The 16,186-nt window shown below is 62.1% G+C and carries 8 protein-coding genes; all 8 read right to left on the reverse strand.

Annotated features, from left to right (window positions below):
- Positions 1-167: 167 nt before the first annotated feature.
- The 8 genes from LKG04_RS02960 to LKG04_RS02990 all read right to left on the reverse strand — a co-directional run bounded on the left by LKG04_RS02960 (position 168) and on the right by LKG04_RS02990 (position 16,079).
- Complete coding sequence (locus LKG04_RS02960; RefSeq protein WP_291761859.1) at positions 168-1,049, reverse strand: MetQ/NlpA family ABC transporter substrate-binding protein; 882 nt, start codon at positions 1,047-1,049, stop codon at positions 168-170.
- Positions 1,050-1,115: 66 nt separating this feature from the next.
- A complete protein-coding gene (locus LKG04_RS02965) occupies positions 1,116-1,796 on the reverse strand; it encodes a methionine ABC transporter permease (protein ID WP_291761861.1) in 681 nt (226 codons plus the stop codon).
- On the reverse strand, positions 1,793-2,917 hold the full coding sequence (locus LKG04_RS02970; protein WP_291761863.1) for a methionine ABC transporter ATP-binding protein: 1,125 nt from the start codon (positions 2,915-2,917) through the stop codon (positions 1,793-1,795). Before LKG04_RS02970 ends, LKG04_RS02965 begins: the two co-directional genes overlap by 4 nt.
- Before the next feature lie 109 nt (positions 2,918-3,026).
- Positions 3,027-3,890: a DUF1684 domain-containing protein gene (locus LKG04_RS02975; protein ID WP_291761865.1), complete on the reverse strand. Its 864-nt coding sequence runs from the start codon at positions 3,888-3,890 to the stop codon at positions 3,027-3,029.
- A 140-nt stretch (positions 3,891-4,030) separates the two neighbouring features.
- The gene (locus LKG04_RS02980) at positions 4,031-5,332 is read right to left on the reverse strand and encodes an acetyl-CoA hydrolase/transferase family protein (RefSeq protein ID WP_291761867.1); all 1,302 of its coding nucleotides are present in this window, start codon (positions 5,330-5,332) and stop codon (positions 4,031-4,033) included.
- 370 nt (positions 5,333-5,702) lie between these two features.
- Positions 5,703-5,942, reverse strand: a complete 240-nt coding sequence (locus LKG04_RS08770) for a serine hydrolase (protein WP_363300738.1) — start codon at positions 5,940-5,942, stop codon at positions 5,703-5,705.
- 108 nt (positions 5,943-6,050) lie between these two features.
- On the reverse strand, positions 6,051-6,269 hold the full coding sequence (locus LKG04_RS02985; RefSeq protein WP_291761869.1) for a hypothetical protein: 219 nt from the start codon (positions 6,267-6,269) through the stop codon (positions 6,051-6,053).
- Positions 6,270-6,584: 315 nt separating this feature from the next.
- Positions 6,585-16,079, reverse strand: coding sequence for a type I polyketide synthase (locus LKG04_RS02990; protein WP_291763233.1), 9,495 nt, complete (start codon positions 16,077-16,079; stop codon positions 6,585-6,587).
- Positions 16,080-16,186 lie beyond the last annotated feature (107 nt).

Consider the following 16,186-nt stretch of genomic DNA (forward strand, 5'->3'; position numbering starts at 1 on the left):
GGCCCCGCCAAAGGGCCGAAGGACGATGCTATTGTCATCGTCCCCTGCGCAGCCGGCATCCAGGGCCCAGAAGGCCCAGAGGATACAACGGAGATCACGCTGATTAATCCAAGCGAAGGCGACAGACATCACGCTCACTCAGTCGCGCCATTCACAGGCGAGGAATCTCAGTACTTGAATGCGGGGGTGTAGGCGCCTTGGAATTCCTTGATGATCGTATCGGCGACTTGCCTTGTATGGTAGGCGTCGACTACGTCTTTGAACAGCGGATTATCTTTGTTTGCCGTCGCGCAGGCGATCGTGTTGATCCACTGGTGGTTGAACGGGTCGGAGAGGTTGACGTCAGCCTTGTATATCGCGTCCTGGTCGGGCTTCATGCCGTGGTCGATGATGGAGAAGACGTTCGTGACGCCCGCATCATAGTCCTGCAGCAGGTTCGGGATCTGATTAGGGTCCACCTCGTCGACGGTCAGGTGCTTGGGGTTGCCGGTGATGTCCTGTTTGGTGGGCAGGTTCGCGTTCGCCGGGTTCAGCGTGATCAGCCCTGCCTGCTCGAGCAGGTTGTAGGCACGCGCCGCATTGGTCGCATTGTTCGGCACGGCGATCTTGCCGCCGTCCGGGATGGACGCGAGATCCTTGTGCTTCGTGGAATATAGGTTGTAAGCGTTGATGACCGTGTCGCCGATGTTGGTGACCTTGTAGCCCTTCGTCTCGACCAGGTTCTTCCAGAACGCATAATGGGCGTTAGCGCTCAGGTCGATGTCGCCGCTAGTGAGCGCGTCGGCGGTCTGGGTGGTGCCGCCTTGGAATTGCACGAGCTTCACGACGATATGCTTGTTCTCCTTTTTGAGCACCTTGTTGACGGCGTCCCATATGGCGCTGTCGGCGGAGTTGGTGATGCCCACCTTGATGGTGGTGTCGCCCTTCGGCGCCTTGTCTTTCGCGCCGAAGGCGACCTTGCCGACGATGAGCGCGACGACGACAAGCGCGACGACGACAAGGAGCGCAATGATGGTTTTCCTGTTGGATTTCTTGGCATTGGCGGACATAATGTTCCTTTTGTGTTGGTTGGTGACGGACTCGCGGCGGCTGATCTCGGCGGCCGCCTATGCCTGCTATCCGTGCGAGGATTCGCTGATGACCAGTTTGCCGACCGTCTCGACGATGTAGATGAGCACGAGGTAGACGAGCACGACAGCCAGCGATGCATCGAACATGTAACGCTGGAAGCCGTAGCGTATGGCGAAATCGCCCAGCCCGCCGCCGCCGACGATGCCGATGATGGCCGTCAGGGCGAGCAGATTGACGATGGTGATGGACGTGACTTTCGCGATGCCGGGAATCGACTCGCGCAGCACTACTTTCCAGATGATCTGCGGGCGGGTCAGCCCGATGGATTGCGCGGCTTCGAGCAGACCCGTGTCAACGCCCAGCAGCGACGACTCAATCTGGCGGGAAAAGAACGGCACGATGCCGATGATCAGCGGGAACACCGCGCCGCGTAAGCCGATAGCCGTACCCATGACGAGGCGGGTGAGCGGGATCATCGTCGTAGCCAGAATGACGAAGGGAATCGAGCGGAATAGATTGATGACCTTGTCGAAGACTTGGTAGATGACCGCGTTCTCATACAGGCCGCCTTTCTTGGTCGTGGTCAGGACCACCGCGATCAGCAGGCTGAGCACGAATGCGATGCTACCGACAATGGCGATCATGGCCAGCGTGTCCATCGTGCATTGATAGAACTCGTCCATGCGCGCGGAAACGTTGGGAAATATGCGCTGCAGCATGCTCATTGTTCATCCCTCCGATAATCCTGCAATGCGCAGTCAACGGATTGGATGGCGTGCGATTGCGTGGCGTCAGGCCGCTCGGCGCCGGACGCGAGGACCTCCACGCTGACATCCTTGCCGCGGAAGTAATCCAACACCTGATCTTTGGTGACCGCATCGGCATCGATCAGCACGACGATGCCGCCCAGTGGCGCGCCTTTGATCAGCGCGACATCGGCGAACAAGATGTTCAGATCGACGCCGAAGCGCCGCGAGGCCTCCGACACGAGCGCCTCAGACACCACCTGCGTAGTGTATTTGAGCCGCACGAGCGTCTTTCGCGCCCCTTCGACGAATGCTACGCCGGCTTCCTCCAGATCGGCGGACTTGCCCAGATTCGATGTGGATTCCACGAATTCGCGCGTGAGCTGCTGCTGCGGGTCGGCAAAAATGGAATACACGTCACCTTGTTCGATAATCCGCCCGTTTTCGAGGACGACAACGCGATCGCAGATCTCCTTGACGACGGCCATCTGATGCGTGATCACGATGATGGTGATGCCCAAGGTCGCATTGAGTCTGCGCAGCAGACGAAGAATCGATTTGGTGGTCAGCGGGTCGAGCGCGCTGGTCGACTCGTCGGACAGCAAGATCTCGGGGTTGTCAGCCAGCGCACGGGCGATGGCCACGCGCTGCTGCTGGCCGCCCGAAAGATCCGCAGGGTAGCTCTCCTCTTTGCCGGTCAGCTCGACCAATGTCAGCAGTTCCCTGACGCGGGCTTTCCGCGCCGCCTGAGACAGTTTGGAGTTGACAAGCGCCAAGCCGACATTGTCTTCCACTGTGCGCGAAGGCATGAGGTTGAACGACTGGAAGATCATGCCCACATGGCGGCGCAATGCGAGCAGGCCGGAGCGCGACAGGGCTTGCACTTCCTCGCCTTTGACGCGCACCGTGCCCGCACTGACGGGTTCCAGCCCGTTGATGCAGCGCACCAGTGTGGATTTGCCCGCGCCCGACAGCCCGATGACGCCGAAGATCTCGCCCGGGTAGACCTCCAGATTGATGCCGTCCAGAGCCTTGTGCCTTTGGTCGGCGCCGGAATAGTGCTTTTCGACACCGCTGAATTCGATGATGGGCTCAGCCAAGCCGTTCACCTCCCTTGTGTCTGTGCTGGTGTAGTTATCCGTGTTGATGTTGCTGCGGTTGCCTGCATATATGCAATCACCCGCGTCTGCGCCCACGTGCCGCAGCCGCCTATTGCGCCTCGCGCGGCGTCTTCTCGCCGGCCTCGACTGCGAACGGCAGCCGGTTCTCACGCGTGGGCACAGGGCATGTGCAGTACGGGGTAAACGAGCAAGGGAAGTTGTAGGCTCGATTGAAATCGATGTGGTTCAAGCCTCGTGCGTCGGCCCGGCCCAGCTCGAGGATCCTGCCGTTGCCATATGTGGTGTCGCCGCTGGTCGCATCGGAGAAAAAGATCGTCGGCGTGCCGTGCACATCTGCGACCTGCAGCGAATAGTCCTGATCTCGATAGGTGAACGTCACCTTGCCGATGATCGACAGCACCTGGATGACGACCTTCTGGACCGTGTCCTGCGTGGAGATGGCTTTGCTTTCGAACAGCTCGAATCGAGCGGGCAACTTCCAATCGCGGGTCGGCGCGTAGAATGGGATTCCCGTGAAACCACGGCGGGTCGGCGAATCCGGGTTCTTCACGCGGATCCAGAAGCGATGCCTGTCATGGTGCAGCTGGTCGCTTTGCGCCTTGACTTCCGCAATGAGATTCCCGTATTCGAAGAGCGCGAGATCCTCCTCGCCATAGAAGCTGGCGCGAAAACTCAGCGCTTCGCTCACTTCACGACCAGCGTTGGTGACCGTCGCGCCCGCCTGCGGGGTGTAAGTGAGCACGTCGTCATGCGCACTCCACGTGCCGGGAAAGTCCTCGGAAGTCTTGCTGTCGCCCTCCCATACCCAGGTGATCGACGTGGGCGAAAGATAGCCGTGCGGCGATTCGAGCGCGTCGAGACGGCTGCCATGCCAGACATGCCAGCGCTGCAGAAAGGAATCGGTCGCGTTGGCATCGACTGGTTTTGTTTTTACTGCGGATTCGTTCGCCATAATGGTCCTTTGCATTGGGTGGGTTGTCTTGAATGATTCGCTGTGTAGATTGCCGTGGTTGGACAATTGGACGGTCGCCGCATTGTGATTGCGCTGATCACTGGTGGCATCACCAGTGGCCGTGGCGCAACAGTGGCCTGCTACCAAATCTGGTATTCCCGGCGTCTGGCTTCCATCTCATCACGGAAATCGGGGTGCGCGATAGCGATCAGCGCCTTGGCGCGCGCCTCCAGGGTCTTTCCTTTCAGCGCCGCGACGCCGTACTCGGTGACCACGTAATCGACGTCGCTGCGGTTGATGCTGACTACCGCGCCAGAGTTCAGGAATGGCTGGATCGTGGATATCGTGCCGTTTTTCGCCGTGGACTTCAGAGCGACGATCGATTTGCCGCCTGGCGACCGGATGGCGCCTTCGGCGAAGTCCGCTGCGCCGCCCGTGCCGGAGAATTGCACATGCCCGATGCTTTCCGAGCAGACCTGCCCGGTCAAATCCACCTGGATGGCCGTATTGATCGACGTCATCCGATAGTTGCGGGCGATATTCGCCGGGTCGTTCACGAACGAGGTCGGGGCCAGGAAAATCGACGGATTATCGTCAAGGAAGTCATAGAGCTCGTTGGTGCCGATCGCAAAGCCGGCCACGATCTTACGCGGCAACAGCGTTTTGCGTTTGCCGGTGACTACGCCAAGCTCAGCCAGCTGCGCCATGGAAGTGGTGATCATCTCCGTATGAACGCCAAGATCATTCTTGTCGCGCAAATAGGTGGCGGCCGCGTCGGTGATCCTGCCCACGCCGATCTGGATGGTCGCGCCGTCGTCCACGAGCGAAGCCACGTGCCTGCCGATGGTCAGCGACACGTCGTCAAGCTCCGCTTGCGGGCGTTCATACGGCGCATGCGGATATTCGTATACGTAGTCCACGTCGGAGATGTGGATTTCCGTGTATCCCGCGACCTGCGGGAGCTTCGGGTTGACCTCGAGTATCACCGTGTCCGCAGCGAGCGCCATGTCCGGTTCCATGCCCGCACCGAGCGAGAACCGGAAATAGCCGTGCCTATCCATCGGGCTCGCTGCGCCAACGAACACGTTGGCATGCGTGTTGAACTCGCTGCGTTCGCGCCATGCATGCAGATTCAGCGGCACGAAATCGACGGTATGTAGGCTGTGGGCTTTGCGCATCGTGCCGTCAAGAAAGCTCGCCCGCGTGCCGATATGTCCTATGGCGTCTTCGTCGGACAGAAAATCGTATGGATATTCGAATCCGACACTGTATACGCTGACGTTTTCCACGCTATCCGCGATCGAATCCAATGCAGAGAGGAACCCCACCGGCTCCTGCGTGTTCGTGGAGGCATACACACGATCACCAGACCTGATCTGTTGCAGAGCCTGGGGCAGAGCAATCGTCTTGTCGCGTAACTCCCGCTCGTAATCCGTTGGCATGATGTGAACTTCCCGATAGTGCTCCATAAGGCGTTTCGATCACAGGCAACCTTCTGTCTGTGTCGCTTGTCAGCGTATGCCGGCTGCCGAGCGGACACACGATGCCCGTATTCCGGAAAATAAATGGCAGGATCAAAGCCAGACTTATAGCCTTGAGAAGCTCAGCGGGAGATACGCGAAACGCCGCAGCGGGCATCGGATTCTGCACCGGTTTTGCGGCGAAGGCGAAACGCTTCGTTCCCCTCCCAATGCGCCAGAGGATCCACATTGAATGCACTGGCGACCATAGAGGTATCGGTATCCGTCCCAAGCCATCGCTCGATTTGCCCAGAAACACCTTCCGAAACCAATTTCCCCGATTGAAGTCTCATCATATAATCACAGCGTTCATTGCCACATCCGGAGACATCACACGTCTATCGAGAATTTCATGTATGTCGATTTTCCCCGAATCAACCTCATGCATAAGGTACATGAGTAAAAACAGTTTTCCTATGCTAGCTGTCTCCATTTCGTTTTCCGGAGTGTGCGCATACAATGCGGATCCGTCGGACCCATCGCGAATTTCGACCGACCAGCGCACTCTGCTGTCCAAAAATATATCAAACACGAAAATCCCTCCCTTGGTCCGTGCAATACAAGGATTATGCCTGGCACAGGGCTCGGCCTCTCTGCCTATGACCGGCAGAGAGGCCGAGCCCTGTATCAGCGGTGAGTCTTAATGCTCAATCCAAGTGTCCGCCATCGAGTATTCGCCGACGGAACCGGTGCCGTAGCCATGGACCTTGCTGGATTGGGCTGCACCGTTCTCGTACATGGACGACAATGTGGCATTCATGTAGGTCGAATACGGCGCATGACTCGTTCGGCGGCCATCAGAGTATCGGATGAACTGGTCAGGGCCAATCACATCGGGAGTCCTATAAACGAATCCCATCTGGAATTCTCCCGAGCTCTCAGTATCTTCGATCGTTGACCGAACCTGCCTGACGAAGGAGGCGCAAAGCCGACGATCCAGCACAACCGTGAGGCAAACAGCCTGTGGCGCGTAGACGGCTGAAGACCACCCAACAGCATTGACGCGTTCCGCGGCCTTTGCCGAGAAGCTCATGGAGGGCACACAACGGCAACAGAGCCCACCCTGATTCAGCTGCTGAAACCACGGAAACAGGCAATTGCACGTTCGCCGCAATGAACAAGGCGCAGAGAACCTCCGTTCCCTGCGCCCCGCTTAATTACCTAGGCGCTAAATTCACGCCTCGTAATATCCCGAAGCACCCAAACGGGCTTTCGAATCAAGCAGCATGGCCTTTTCAACTTCGTGGGCGTCGTAGCTGCGGGAATCCTCGTGGAAGCGGCGGTTGTCGATCGGCTCGTAGAGCGCTGCGCGGCCCATCATGCCTTCTTCGAGACGGCGTTGGCCGGCGGCGAGGCGCTCGTTGGCGCGGCTGCGCCATGCTGCAAGAGCCTCGGTGCCGGCGGTGTTCGCCACGGCGGCTTCGAAAGCACCCGGATTCACGATGGCCGTGAATCCGCTGACGTGGCCGAAGCCGAGCGAAGTGGCCAGACCAGCTTTGACCTTGCCGACATCAAGCGGCTGCTTGAGCCAGACCAGATGGTCGTCACGCTTGAGCTTGGGGTCGACGCAGTCCAGCGAAGCGTTCGCCGGAATACGGCCGGAGGTGAACAGCTGCGTGAGTCCATTGACCTGGAAGATGCAGGCGCCGCCCTTGGCATGGCCGGTGAGCGACTTCTGCGAGATCACGAACAGCGGGTTGCCCTCAGAGCGCCCGATGGCATGCGCAATGGTGTTGTGCAGCTCGGACTCGTTAGGGTCGTTGGCATTCGTGGAGGTGTCGTGCTTGGAGACCACGGCGATATCGTCCGGGGTCACGCCCAGCTTCGCCAGATCGTGCACGAGCTTGGAATCCGTGCCGCCCTGCGCCGCAGCGAGCGCGCCGAGACCGGGAGCCGGAATCGAAGTGTGCGCGCCATCCGCATAGCTGTGGATGAAGCCGACCACGCCAGCGACCGGCAGACCGAGCTTCAACGCGATATCGCCGCGCGTGAGCAAAATCGTGCCGCCACCTTGGGATTCCAGGAATCCGCCGCGGCGACGGTCATTGGCCCGCGAGAAGAAGCGCGGTTCTATGCCCTTGTCATACATCTCCTGCGAGTTGGCAGTCGCGTTCATGTTGCCGAAGCCAATCACCGACTCCACGCCGATGTCGTCAATTGCACCGGTGACCACGAAGTCGGCCTTGCCGAGCGCGATTTTGTCGGCGCCTTCCTCAAGCGACACCGCAGCAGTGGCACAGGCGGAAACCGGCTGGATCATGTTGCCATAGCCGCCGATGTAGGACTGCATGACGTGGGCCGCGACCACATTCGGCAGCGCCTCCTGCAGAATATCGGTCGGAATCTCATGGTTGAGGAAGCGATCGAGATACAGCTTGCGCATCGAGCTCATGCCGCCGAATCCGGTGCCCTGCGTCGAAGCGACCATCGAAGGATGAATCGCCTGCAATATTTCGACCGGACTGAAGCCTGCGGACAGGTAGGCATCGACCGTGGTGACGATATTCCACAGCGCGATCCGGTCCACATCGCCCACCATGGAAGCGGGGATGCCCCACTTGAGCGGGTCGAAACCCTTGGGGAACTGGCCGCCGACCGTGCGGCTCATCGTGGCCCGACGCGGCACGCGAATCATCGAACCGACGTGGCGCGTCACCACCCATTCGCCTGATTCCTCATCCTGCGCAATGGTGGTATGCGCCTCGTCAAGCTTGACATACTCATCAGCGACATCCTTGCTCGGCACGGAGAATTCGACATCGTGGTCGAGGAAGACCTCGGCCTCTTCCTCGTCGGCGCCGTCCTTGTAGTCGTTTCCCATGCCTTCGTCGAAGGGGCGAATGCCGGAGCGGGCCACGACCTCGTCATGGTAGCGTTCAGCAATATCCTCCTCGGGCACGAGGTTGCCGTCGGCATCATACCAGCCCGGAGCCGGGCTGTCCTGCCAAGTGACCAAGCCCATATTCCACGCCAGTTCGAGCACCGCGCCGGCCGACAGCTCGACCGAGCCATCGGGGCGGATTCCCATCTCGGCCTCGAAGCGCGTGCGCCCGGAGCCCCAAGGGCCAAGCTCGCCGACAGAAACGATGACGATTTCATCCTCGGGCTTCGCGCTGACGCCCTGCCAGTCGGCCAAATCGACGGGCGCCTGATGGCGGATATGCGGGGTGGGGAGGGCTTTGAGAGTGGTTGATGCAGAGCCGTTTTTGCCTTCGCTTTGACCGTTTTGTGGGGTCTTCGCAACAGAGTTCTCTCTCAACGAGCCTTTCTCCGCCTCCATCCGCAAAGCCTTGATATCAATCGGCGTCGAACCCAGACCGCCGGTCAGATCGACGTCAAGTGGCGCGATGGCCGCCTGCTCGCGAGCCTGCTTCGTGGCCATATCGAGCAACTGCACTGCGATCTCCTCGGTCGAATAGGTGCGCAGCCCGTGCTTTTCGACGATGGCGACCAGCGGATCGTTGCCGCCCATCAGCCCTGTGCCTCGCACCCAACCGATCTTGGGATGGGCGAAGGTGACGCGGCCGGACCAGTTCTGCTCGGCATGCGCGCGGGTGACGATGGCATCGAAGGCGCTCTTGACCTCGCCGTAGGCGCCGTCGCCGCCGAACACGCCGCGGTTCGGCGAGCCGGGCAACACCACATGCAGCTTGTGCTGCACATCGGTGTCCGCGCCAATCGCGCTGAAGCCGGTGATGGCGCGCTCCACGCCCCAGAGCATCAGGCGGGACTGCGATTCGAACAGCTCGCCCGAATCGGCCATGGTGCCATGCACCGGAGGCGCGGCGAAGGGGAAGAACAACGTTGGCTCATAAGCCGGCTTGAGAATCGTGGTCGTCGCGCCGGTCGTCTTTTTGGAGATTGAGCCAACCCACTGCACGAGTTTGTCGACATCGCGATAGCTCGACAGGTTCGCGGGAACCAGCCAGAACTTGGCATTGCCGACCGCATGGTTGCGGTACGTGCGCTTGGCCCATTCCTTCGTCGCCGTAGTGAAGCTGTGCGACGTCGCAATCACCGTCGCGCCGCCCGCCAGCAGGCCATTGACGACCTGCGCGCCAATCGAATTCACGGCGACGCCGGTGACGATGGCCACATCGCCGGCGAAACGAGAGGACCGCGGATCGTCGCTGAGCGGTTCAAGCGCCTGCTCGGCGATGCGCGCAAATGTCGCGCTGAGTTCTCCGTCGCCATCAGCCCGGGCCTTGCCCGCGAACCAGCGGGCCTGAGTGCTCACATCCTGGCCAGCACCGATGAAGTTCAGCGCGGCGATGGTTTCGACAGTCATGCGACCGTCCTCGTTGTTCTTGCTGCCATAGTACAGCTGCGCGAGATCCTCGCGGGCCGAAGCCCAGCGATCGTCCAGCAGCAGCGCACGACGCTCGTCGAAGCGCGGCTCGACCTGCTTGGGCCAGTCGGCCCCCAGCTCGGCATCGACAGCGGCGACCACGGCGGCGTTCGCATCCTGGGAAGGCTGTACGACCGGAGCGGCGACGCCAAGCTCGTTCAGCACGAATCTCGCCGTTGCGGCGAGCACACCGTCAGAGCCAGTGACCTTTTGCGCGAAGGCATCCAGCGCTGCGGAATCTACGACCGCGCCGCCTGCGGCACCGCCCGAATTGGGCAGACCGACCGTGATGCCATGAGCCTGCGCCACATGTTGCACGGCGGCATCGATAAGCGAGTTCGCTGCGTTGGCGTTCGCCGCTGGATCGGCGCCGAGCGATGCGAGATCGCCCCCGCGAGCGGAGGCGCCTTCACGTGTTTCCAATACCAGCGCGGAGACAACATGAGAAGCCCATCCAGCGCCGAGCTGCCATGTATCGGTCACGCGCTTCTCAATCTGCGCGAGCTTCACGCCCGAAGCGCCGAAGAGCCCGCGCACGCGGTCGCGCACGATATCCGAAAGCACCGGCCCGAAGGCTTTGTAATTCGGTGCGACCTTGTTTACCAAGGCGCTCAGGGCAGGGATAGCAGCCTCGGCGGCACCATCCACGCTTGCCACGCCAAGTTCGGAGCTGATGTCCATGAGCAGCTGGTTGCGGCGGGACGAGACGCCATTGGTCAGCGTGTCGGTCGTGTCCACATCGCCGATCTGATCGGGACGGACCTTGGCCGCGTACGCCAGCAGCGTGGTGATGGCGTCCGAAGCATTGTATGCGACGTCAGCCGGACGCTCGCCGAAGGCGGCAACCGGGACGGGCGGGGCGGCAGCCGCGACTGCGGAAAGAGGAGCAGCGTTCGCCGCCGCTTCTTGTTTCTTCGCACTCGCCGCATCGTGCTCAGCGTCGCTGGCGGAGAGCCCATTGGACTCTCCGCTTAACCGCTCCGCATGCGGAGTTGAAGCCGACAATAGCGCGTCGCTGCTGCCGGCCTGAACAGCAGGATCACTATCCGTCATATATACGCGGCTCTCGTCGCGGCCCAAGTTGTACACCGTGACCTTGCGGCCGGAGAAGTCGGGCAGCCTGAGCGTCTTCGCACCCAGGTTCGCCAAAGTCGGGGCATTGCCCAGACCCACTTCGACGTACTCTTCGACGCCAAGTCCACCCTGCGACGGCTCGCCGAACATGAGCGCCTGCGTTTCGATCCAGCGCACCGGGGACGCGAACTGCCACGAGAGCAGTTCGGTGAGCAGCAGCCGGCCGAGTTTCTGCTCGTCGGCGGCGTAGGACTCCCAGACCGCCGGGTCGTCCAGCGCCTCCTTGATGCGAGCAGAAGGTACTGCTGCGAGGATCTTCGCAGCGAACTCGCGGGTCATCGCGAAGGGCGCGGCCACGAGGTTCGGGATGTAGCGCCCGACAAGACGCTCGTAGTCGATATGCTGCGGCAGCAGCTCGTCGAGCTTGTCGCGGAACTCCGGCACGCCCTTGCGCAGCAGCGTGGAGTGGAACGGCACGTCGATGCCCGGCACGAGCATGAACGCCGGTTTGCCGCCAGCCTCCTTCGCGCGGCGGTTGCTGTCGGCCTTGAGATATTTGAGGCCTTTGATGGTGCCCGCGATGGCGTACTGCTGCCCGGCGAGGTTATAGTTGACGATTTGGAGGAATTCGCCGCATTCGGCGGCCACCTGCTCGACATAGGTTTTGACCTGGTCGTCGCCTACGCCGAACTGGTTCGGCCTCAGCGCGCCCATGCGATAGTTCGAGCGTCCTTGTGCATCGCGCTCGATGAGATGGTGCATCGTGGAGCCGCGGTGGAACACCAGCTCCAGCACGGTTTCCAGCGGGATGATGCCAGCGAAGGAGCTCAGCGCATTGTATTCGCCCAGCGAATGGCCGGCGAAGTACGCAGGCCAAATATCCGAGCCGGACTCGCGCAGGCGCGAAGTCTGTGCGAAGGCCACGGTGGCGAGCGCTACCTGGGTGAACTGGGTGAGGTTGAGCAGGCCGTCGGGGTGACGGTAGGTCACGCCGTTGGCGGTCAGCTCGGTCGGGTTGTCGCGCACGACGGCGAGGATCGAGAATCCGAGGCGCTCGCGAGTGAGCTTGTCGGCGCGTTCCCAGGTTTCACGCGCAGCGGCGGACTGGGCGCGCTCGCCCAAGACCATGCCCTGCTGCTGGATGCCTTGGCCGGGGTAGACGAAAGCAGCTTTCGGCGCACGGGCGACGGCGGTGCCGCGCGAGACGATCTGGCCGTCGATGCGGCAGGTCACCTCAAGCACCAGCCCGCCATGACGCAGCTTGCCCACGCGTTCAACGCTGATTTCCACGGCATCATCCAGTTGGACCATGCCGTACATGTTGTAGGTCCATCCGGCGATCTCATAGTGCATGCCCTTGTCGTCAGCAGCCTGCGCCACATGCTGGGCGGTGCCCGAAAGCCACATGCCGTGCACCAGCGGCGCCGCCAGCCCGGAGACCGCGGCCCCGCGATGCGAGGTGTGGATCGGGTTGAAGTCGCCGGAGGTGCGGGCGAAGGCCGTCATCTCGTGGGGCGCGGTCACCGTGACGCGGCGCAGCATGCGACGCGGGGTATTGATGACCAGGTCTTCATTGTCGTCGAAGGGCGTGCTCTTGCCGTTGGAATTGCCCCGGAACGAGAGGTAGTCGCCATATTCGGGCGCCTCGGGCGGCAGGGCCTGCGAGTAGGAGCGGCCGCGGATGGCGAAGCGCTCGATCTCATGGGCCAGCACGGTGCCGTCAGACGCGGTGTGGGCCACGTGGATGATCACCACGCGCCCGGACGCGGATTCGAGGTAATCCTCGGCCCAGCTGGTCAGCGCGATATGCTCGCCGGTGTGGGTCAGCAGCTCGGCCTCGGCCACGTCCAGCTCGATCAGGTGGTCTAGGTGGACCGCGTTCAGCAGCCCTTCGATCACCGGGAAGCCGTGGACATACACCGATCCCAAGGCGGCATAAATGGCCGGCCATGCCGGTCCGACCAACGCGTCGGGCACGATGCGCGAGGCTAAGAGCGAGCCGGGCAGGGTTCCTGCGGTCGCCGTCTCATGATCGAAGCCGAGGTTGGGAGACAAGGTGTAGCCGGTATGTGCCAGCCCGAAGGGGTAGGACTTTTTGTCGTCCAAGATTTCGACAGTCGGCATCGCGGTGAGCTTGTCGCCGGTGATGGCGGTGTTGCCGATGCCGGCGGTGTCGGCGAGCATCGCGTAGACGTGCTGCGGCAAGCGCTCACGGTCCACGACCGGGAAGCGGCCGGGCTTGGTGGCATCGATGGTCAGCGGGATCACGATGTCACGCACGGCGTGCTTGGACGCGCCGCCGTCAGGGTCGTTGTCCCAGAAGGTGTCCAGATGAATATCCAGGTCGAAGAGCACATTGTCCTCGTGGCTCCCCGTCGCGGTGATCTCGTAGTGCGGGTCGCCCAGCATAGTGCCGAAGGCCGGGTTGGCCATGAGATGGCCGACCCAGGAGATGTTCGGGCTGCAGCGGATGAACTCCTCGGCGCTTGCGGCGGCGCTCAGCTGCGCGAAGGCATGCTCCGGCTCGGCAGCAGTTTCAGATTCGTCGGTTTCAAGAGCGTGCGTGCGCTCGATGGCGGCCTGCTCGAAACGGGAGAGGATACCGCCTACCGGCTCATCCACGCTCGTGATGCCGGCGACCGAGATCGGCCCCGGTATGGCACGCACGGAATCGGCTGAATAGCGCGGATCCTCGGACTGCCACAGCTGGTCCTGGCCCCACCAGCGCAGCAGATCGTTGTCAATGGCCGGTACGAAGGGCATGGGCTTGGGATACTCGCGCACCAGCGAGATGAACCAGGCCACATCGTTCGGGATTACCTTGATCTCCTTGGCTTGCGGGTAGGCCTCGACCAGCGTCGCAATGGCCGCATACGGATCGGATTCCACTGCGGCGCGGGCAGCGAACAACGAGTCGAATTCGCCGGACTCCTGATCGCGCACGCGGGCCTCGATGCGCTGCAGCAGGTGCAGGAAGCGATCGGCATACGTATCATCGGCCCACGGGAAGGAGAGCCGCGCGAAGCGTTCGGCCCACTGGGCGTAGGTCATCGCGTCCACATCGCCGAAGTATGGGCGAGACGTGGCGTTAAGCGTTTCGATGATCTCGCCGCGGCGGGTGAGCAGCTCATCCGGGTGCTTCATCACACGCACGAGCAGACGGCCGCAGCGCGAAGAGGAATTCTCCAGCTCGTAGATATCGGCATGCAGATGGCTCAGGCCCGAAGAGACTCCGCCCACTGCCTTGCCGCTCGGTACCCACTTCTCGCCGATCGGCGCGAAGGGATCCTCGTCGTCCGGCGCCTGCACGATGCCGGGGGTTTCGACCAGCATCCGCTTGACCTCAGGGCTGGTGTAGGCCTCTTTGGCAGTCATCGCAGCGGTGCCGATCATCACAGCGTCCACCGGCATATCGGGCAGCTCGTAAACCCGCGCCCACTGGCCGGAGATGTAGTCCGCGGCGCGATCGGGAGTGCCGATGCCGCCGCCGGCGACCAGTACCAGGTTTTCGCAGGCGCGCACGTCGGCGTAGGTGTTGATGAGCAGATCGTCCAGCGACTCCCACGAGTGGTGTCCGCCGGCGGCGCCGCCTTCGACCTGCGCGATGATCTTCGTCGGCGCGACGGCCTTGGCGATGCGCACTACCTGGCGAATCTGATCGACAGTCCCTGGTTTGAATGCCACATAGGGGAAACCTTCGGCGTTCAGCGCAGCGACAAGCTCCTTGGCCTCGTCAAGCTCGGGGATGCCGGCGGAAATGACCACGCCGTCAATCGGGGTTCCTGAGGCACGCTTCTTGGACACGATGCGCTGGGTGCCGAACTGCAGGTTCCACAGGTAGCGATCCATGAACATCGCGTTGAATTCGATGGTGGCGCCCTCGTCAAGCTCCTGTTCGAGCTTGGCCACATGACGGTCGAAGACTTCGGCGGTCACCTGCCCGCCACCGGCCAGCTCGGCCCAGTAGCCGGCGTTGGCCGCAGCCGCGACGATCTCGGGCTCGACGGTGGTCGGGGTCATGCCGGCGAGCAGCACCGGCGGTTTGCCTGTCAGCTCGCTGAACTTGGTGCGAATGCGATCACCGGAGGGCGTGCGAATTATTGTCGGCGCGAAAACCGCCCAGTCCTGCGTGCGGGCAGGATCGCTCTCCATGGTCGAGAGCGCGGCCCGATCGGCCCCGCTGGCGGCTTCAACCACGCCGACGCCGGTGCCTTGCACCAGCGCGCCGACGAGCTTGCCGACGGTCATGCCGGGGCCAAGATCAACGATCCACAGCTTGGCCGGATCGGTCGATGCGAGCAGCTCATGCACGCGCGCGGCCCAGTCCACATGGTTGACCAGCACCTCTTCGGCGAGCGCACGGGAGCGGGCCTCATCCAGCCCGCTGGCCGCAGCCCAAGCTACCGTCTGCTCGACGGCCTGCGCCATGAGCGACGAATGGAAGGGCACAGTGACATCAAGATATTCGAGCACCGGCGCGAACACCGATCCCCCGCGCACCTTCTCCTCGCGCAGCTTGGCCTGATGCTTGTGCTCCTTCTCGGTTTCCACGGCGAAAGCGGCCAGATCCTCCGGATATCCGGAGAGCACATGCTGGTTCGCCGAGTTGGTGACGGCAATCGAAATTGGCCCGCGCGGCTTATTCACGCGTGAAATCAGCGTTTCGACCTGTTTGACGGTCGCGCCGCGCACCGACAGCATCGGTGTCGCATCGCCGCTCTTGGGACGCAGAGCGAGCATGCGGGCCTGGCGCGTGCCGGCCACGCCGATCAGCTGCGCGATAGCGAGAATCTGATCAATGTCGCCTTGCGCAGCCTCAATGGAGCCAGCGGTGACGATGACCTGCATCATATGCTCGGCGATGACGCCCTGCGAATGGCCCAGCACGGCGACCGGCTTGGCCGCGACCACGTCATAACCGAGGCTTGCGGCGTCGATCAGCGCGCCCAATTGCGTCAGCGCTATGCCCGGCACGCTGGCCGCAGCATCGGCCCCGGCCCCGAGCGAGGCCGTGTTTGCCTCGAATCCAAACAGATCGACCGGCCCGCCGGTCGTGGCAAGCAGCTCGGCGTTGACGCTCGCCAGCAATCGGCTGGCCGCATCGACGTGCGCGTGCAGCGCGGCAGCCAAGGTGGGGTCATTGCCCTGATCAGCGAGCGCCGCCGTCCAAGGGGTCGATTGGCCGCCGAAGGCGAGCGCATGCGGTTCGCTGGACAAGCGGTTGAGGAAGAATGTGGTGTCGGTCATGACATTCCTTAATGGTTGGTTCTGATGAGTTGGATTTCGTGTATTCGTGGTTGCGGGGACTGCGTTTTCAGTGGCTATATTCTGCACGGTTGAGTGCACGTCAATTG

This window comes from Bifidobacterium sp., from assembly GCF_022640935.1.
GTDB lineage: Bacteria > Actinomycetota > Actinomycetes > Actinomycetales > Bifidobacteriaceae > Bifidobacterium.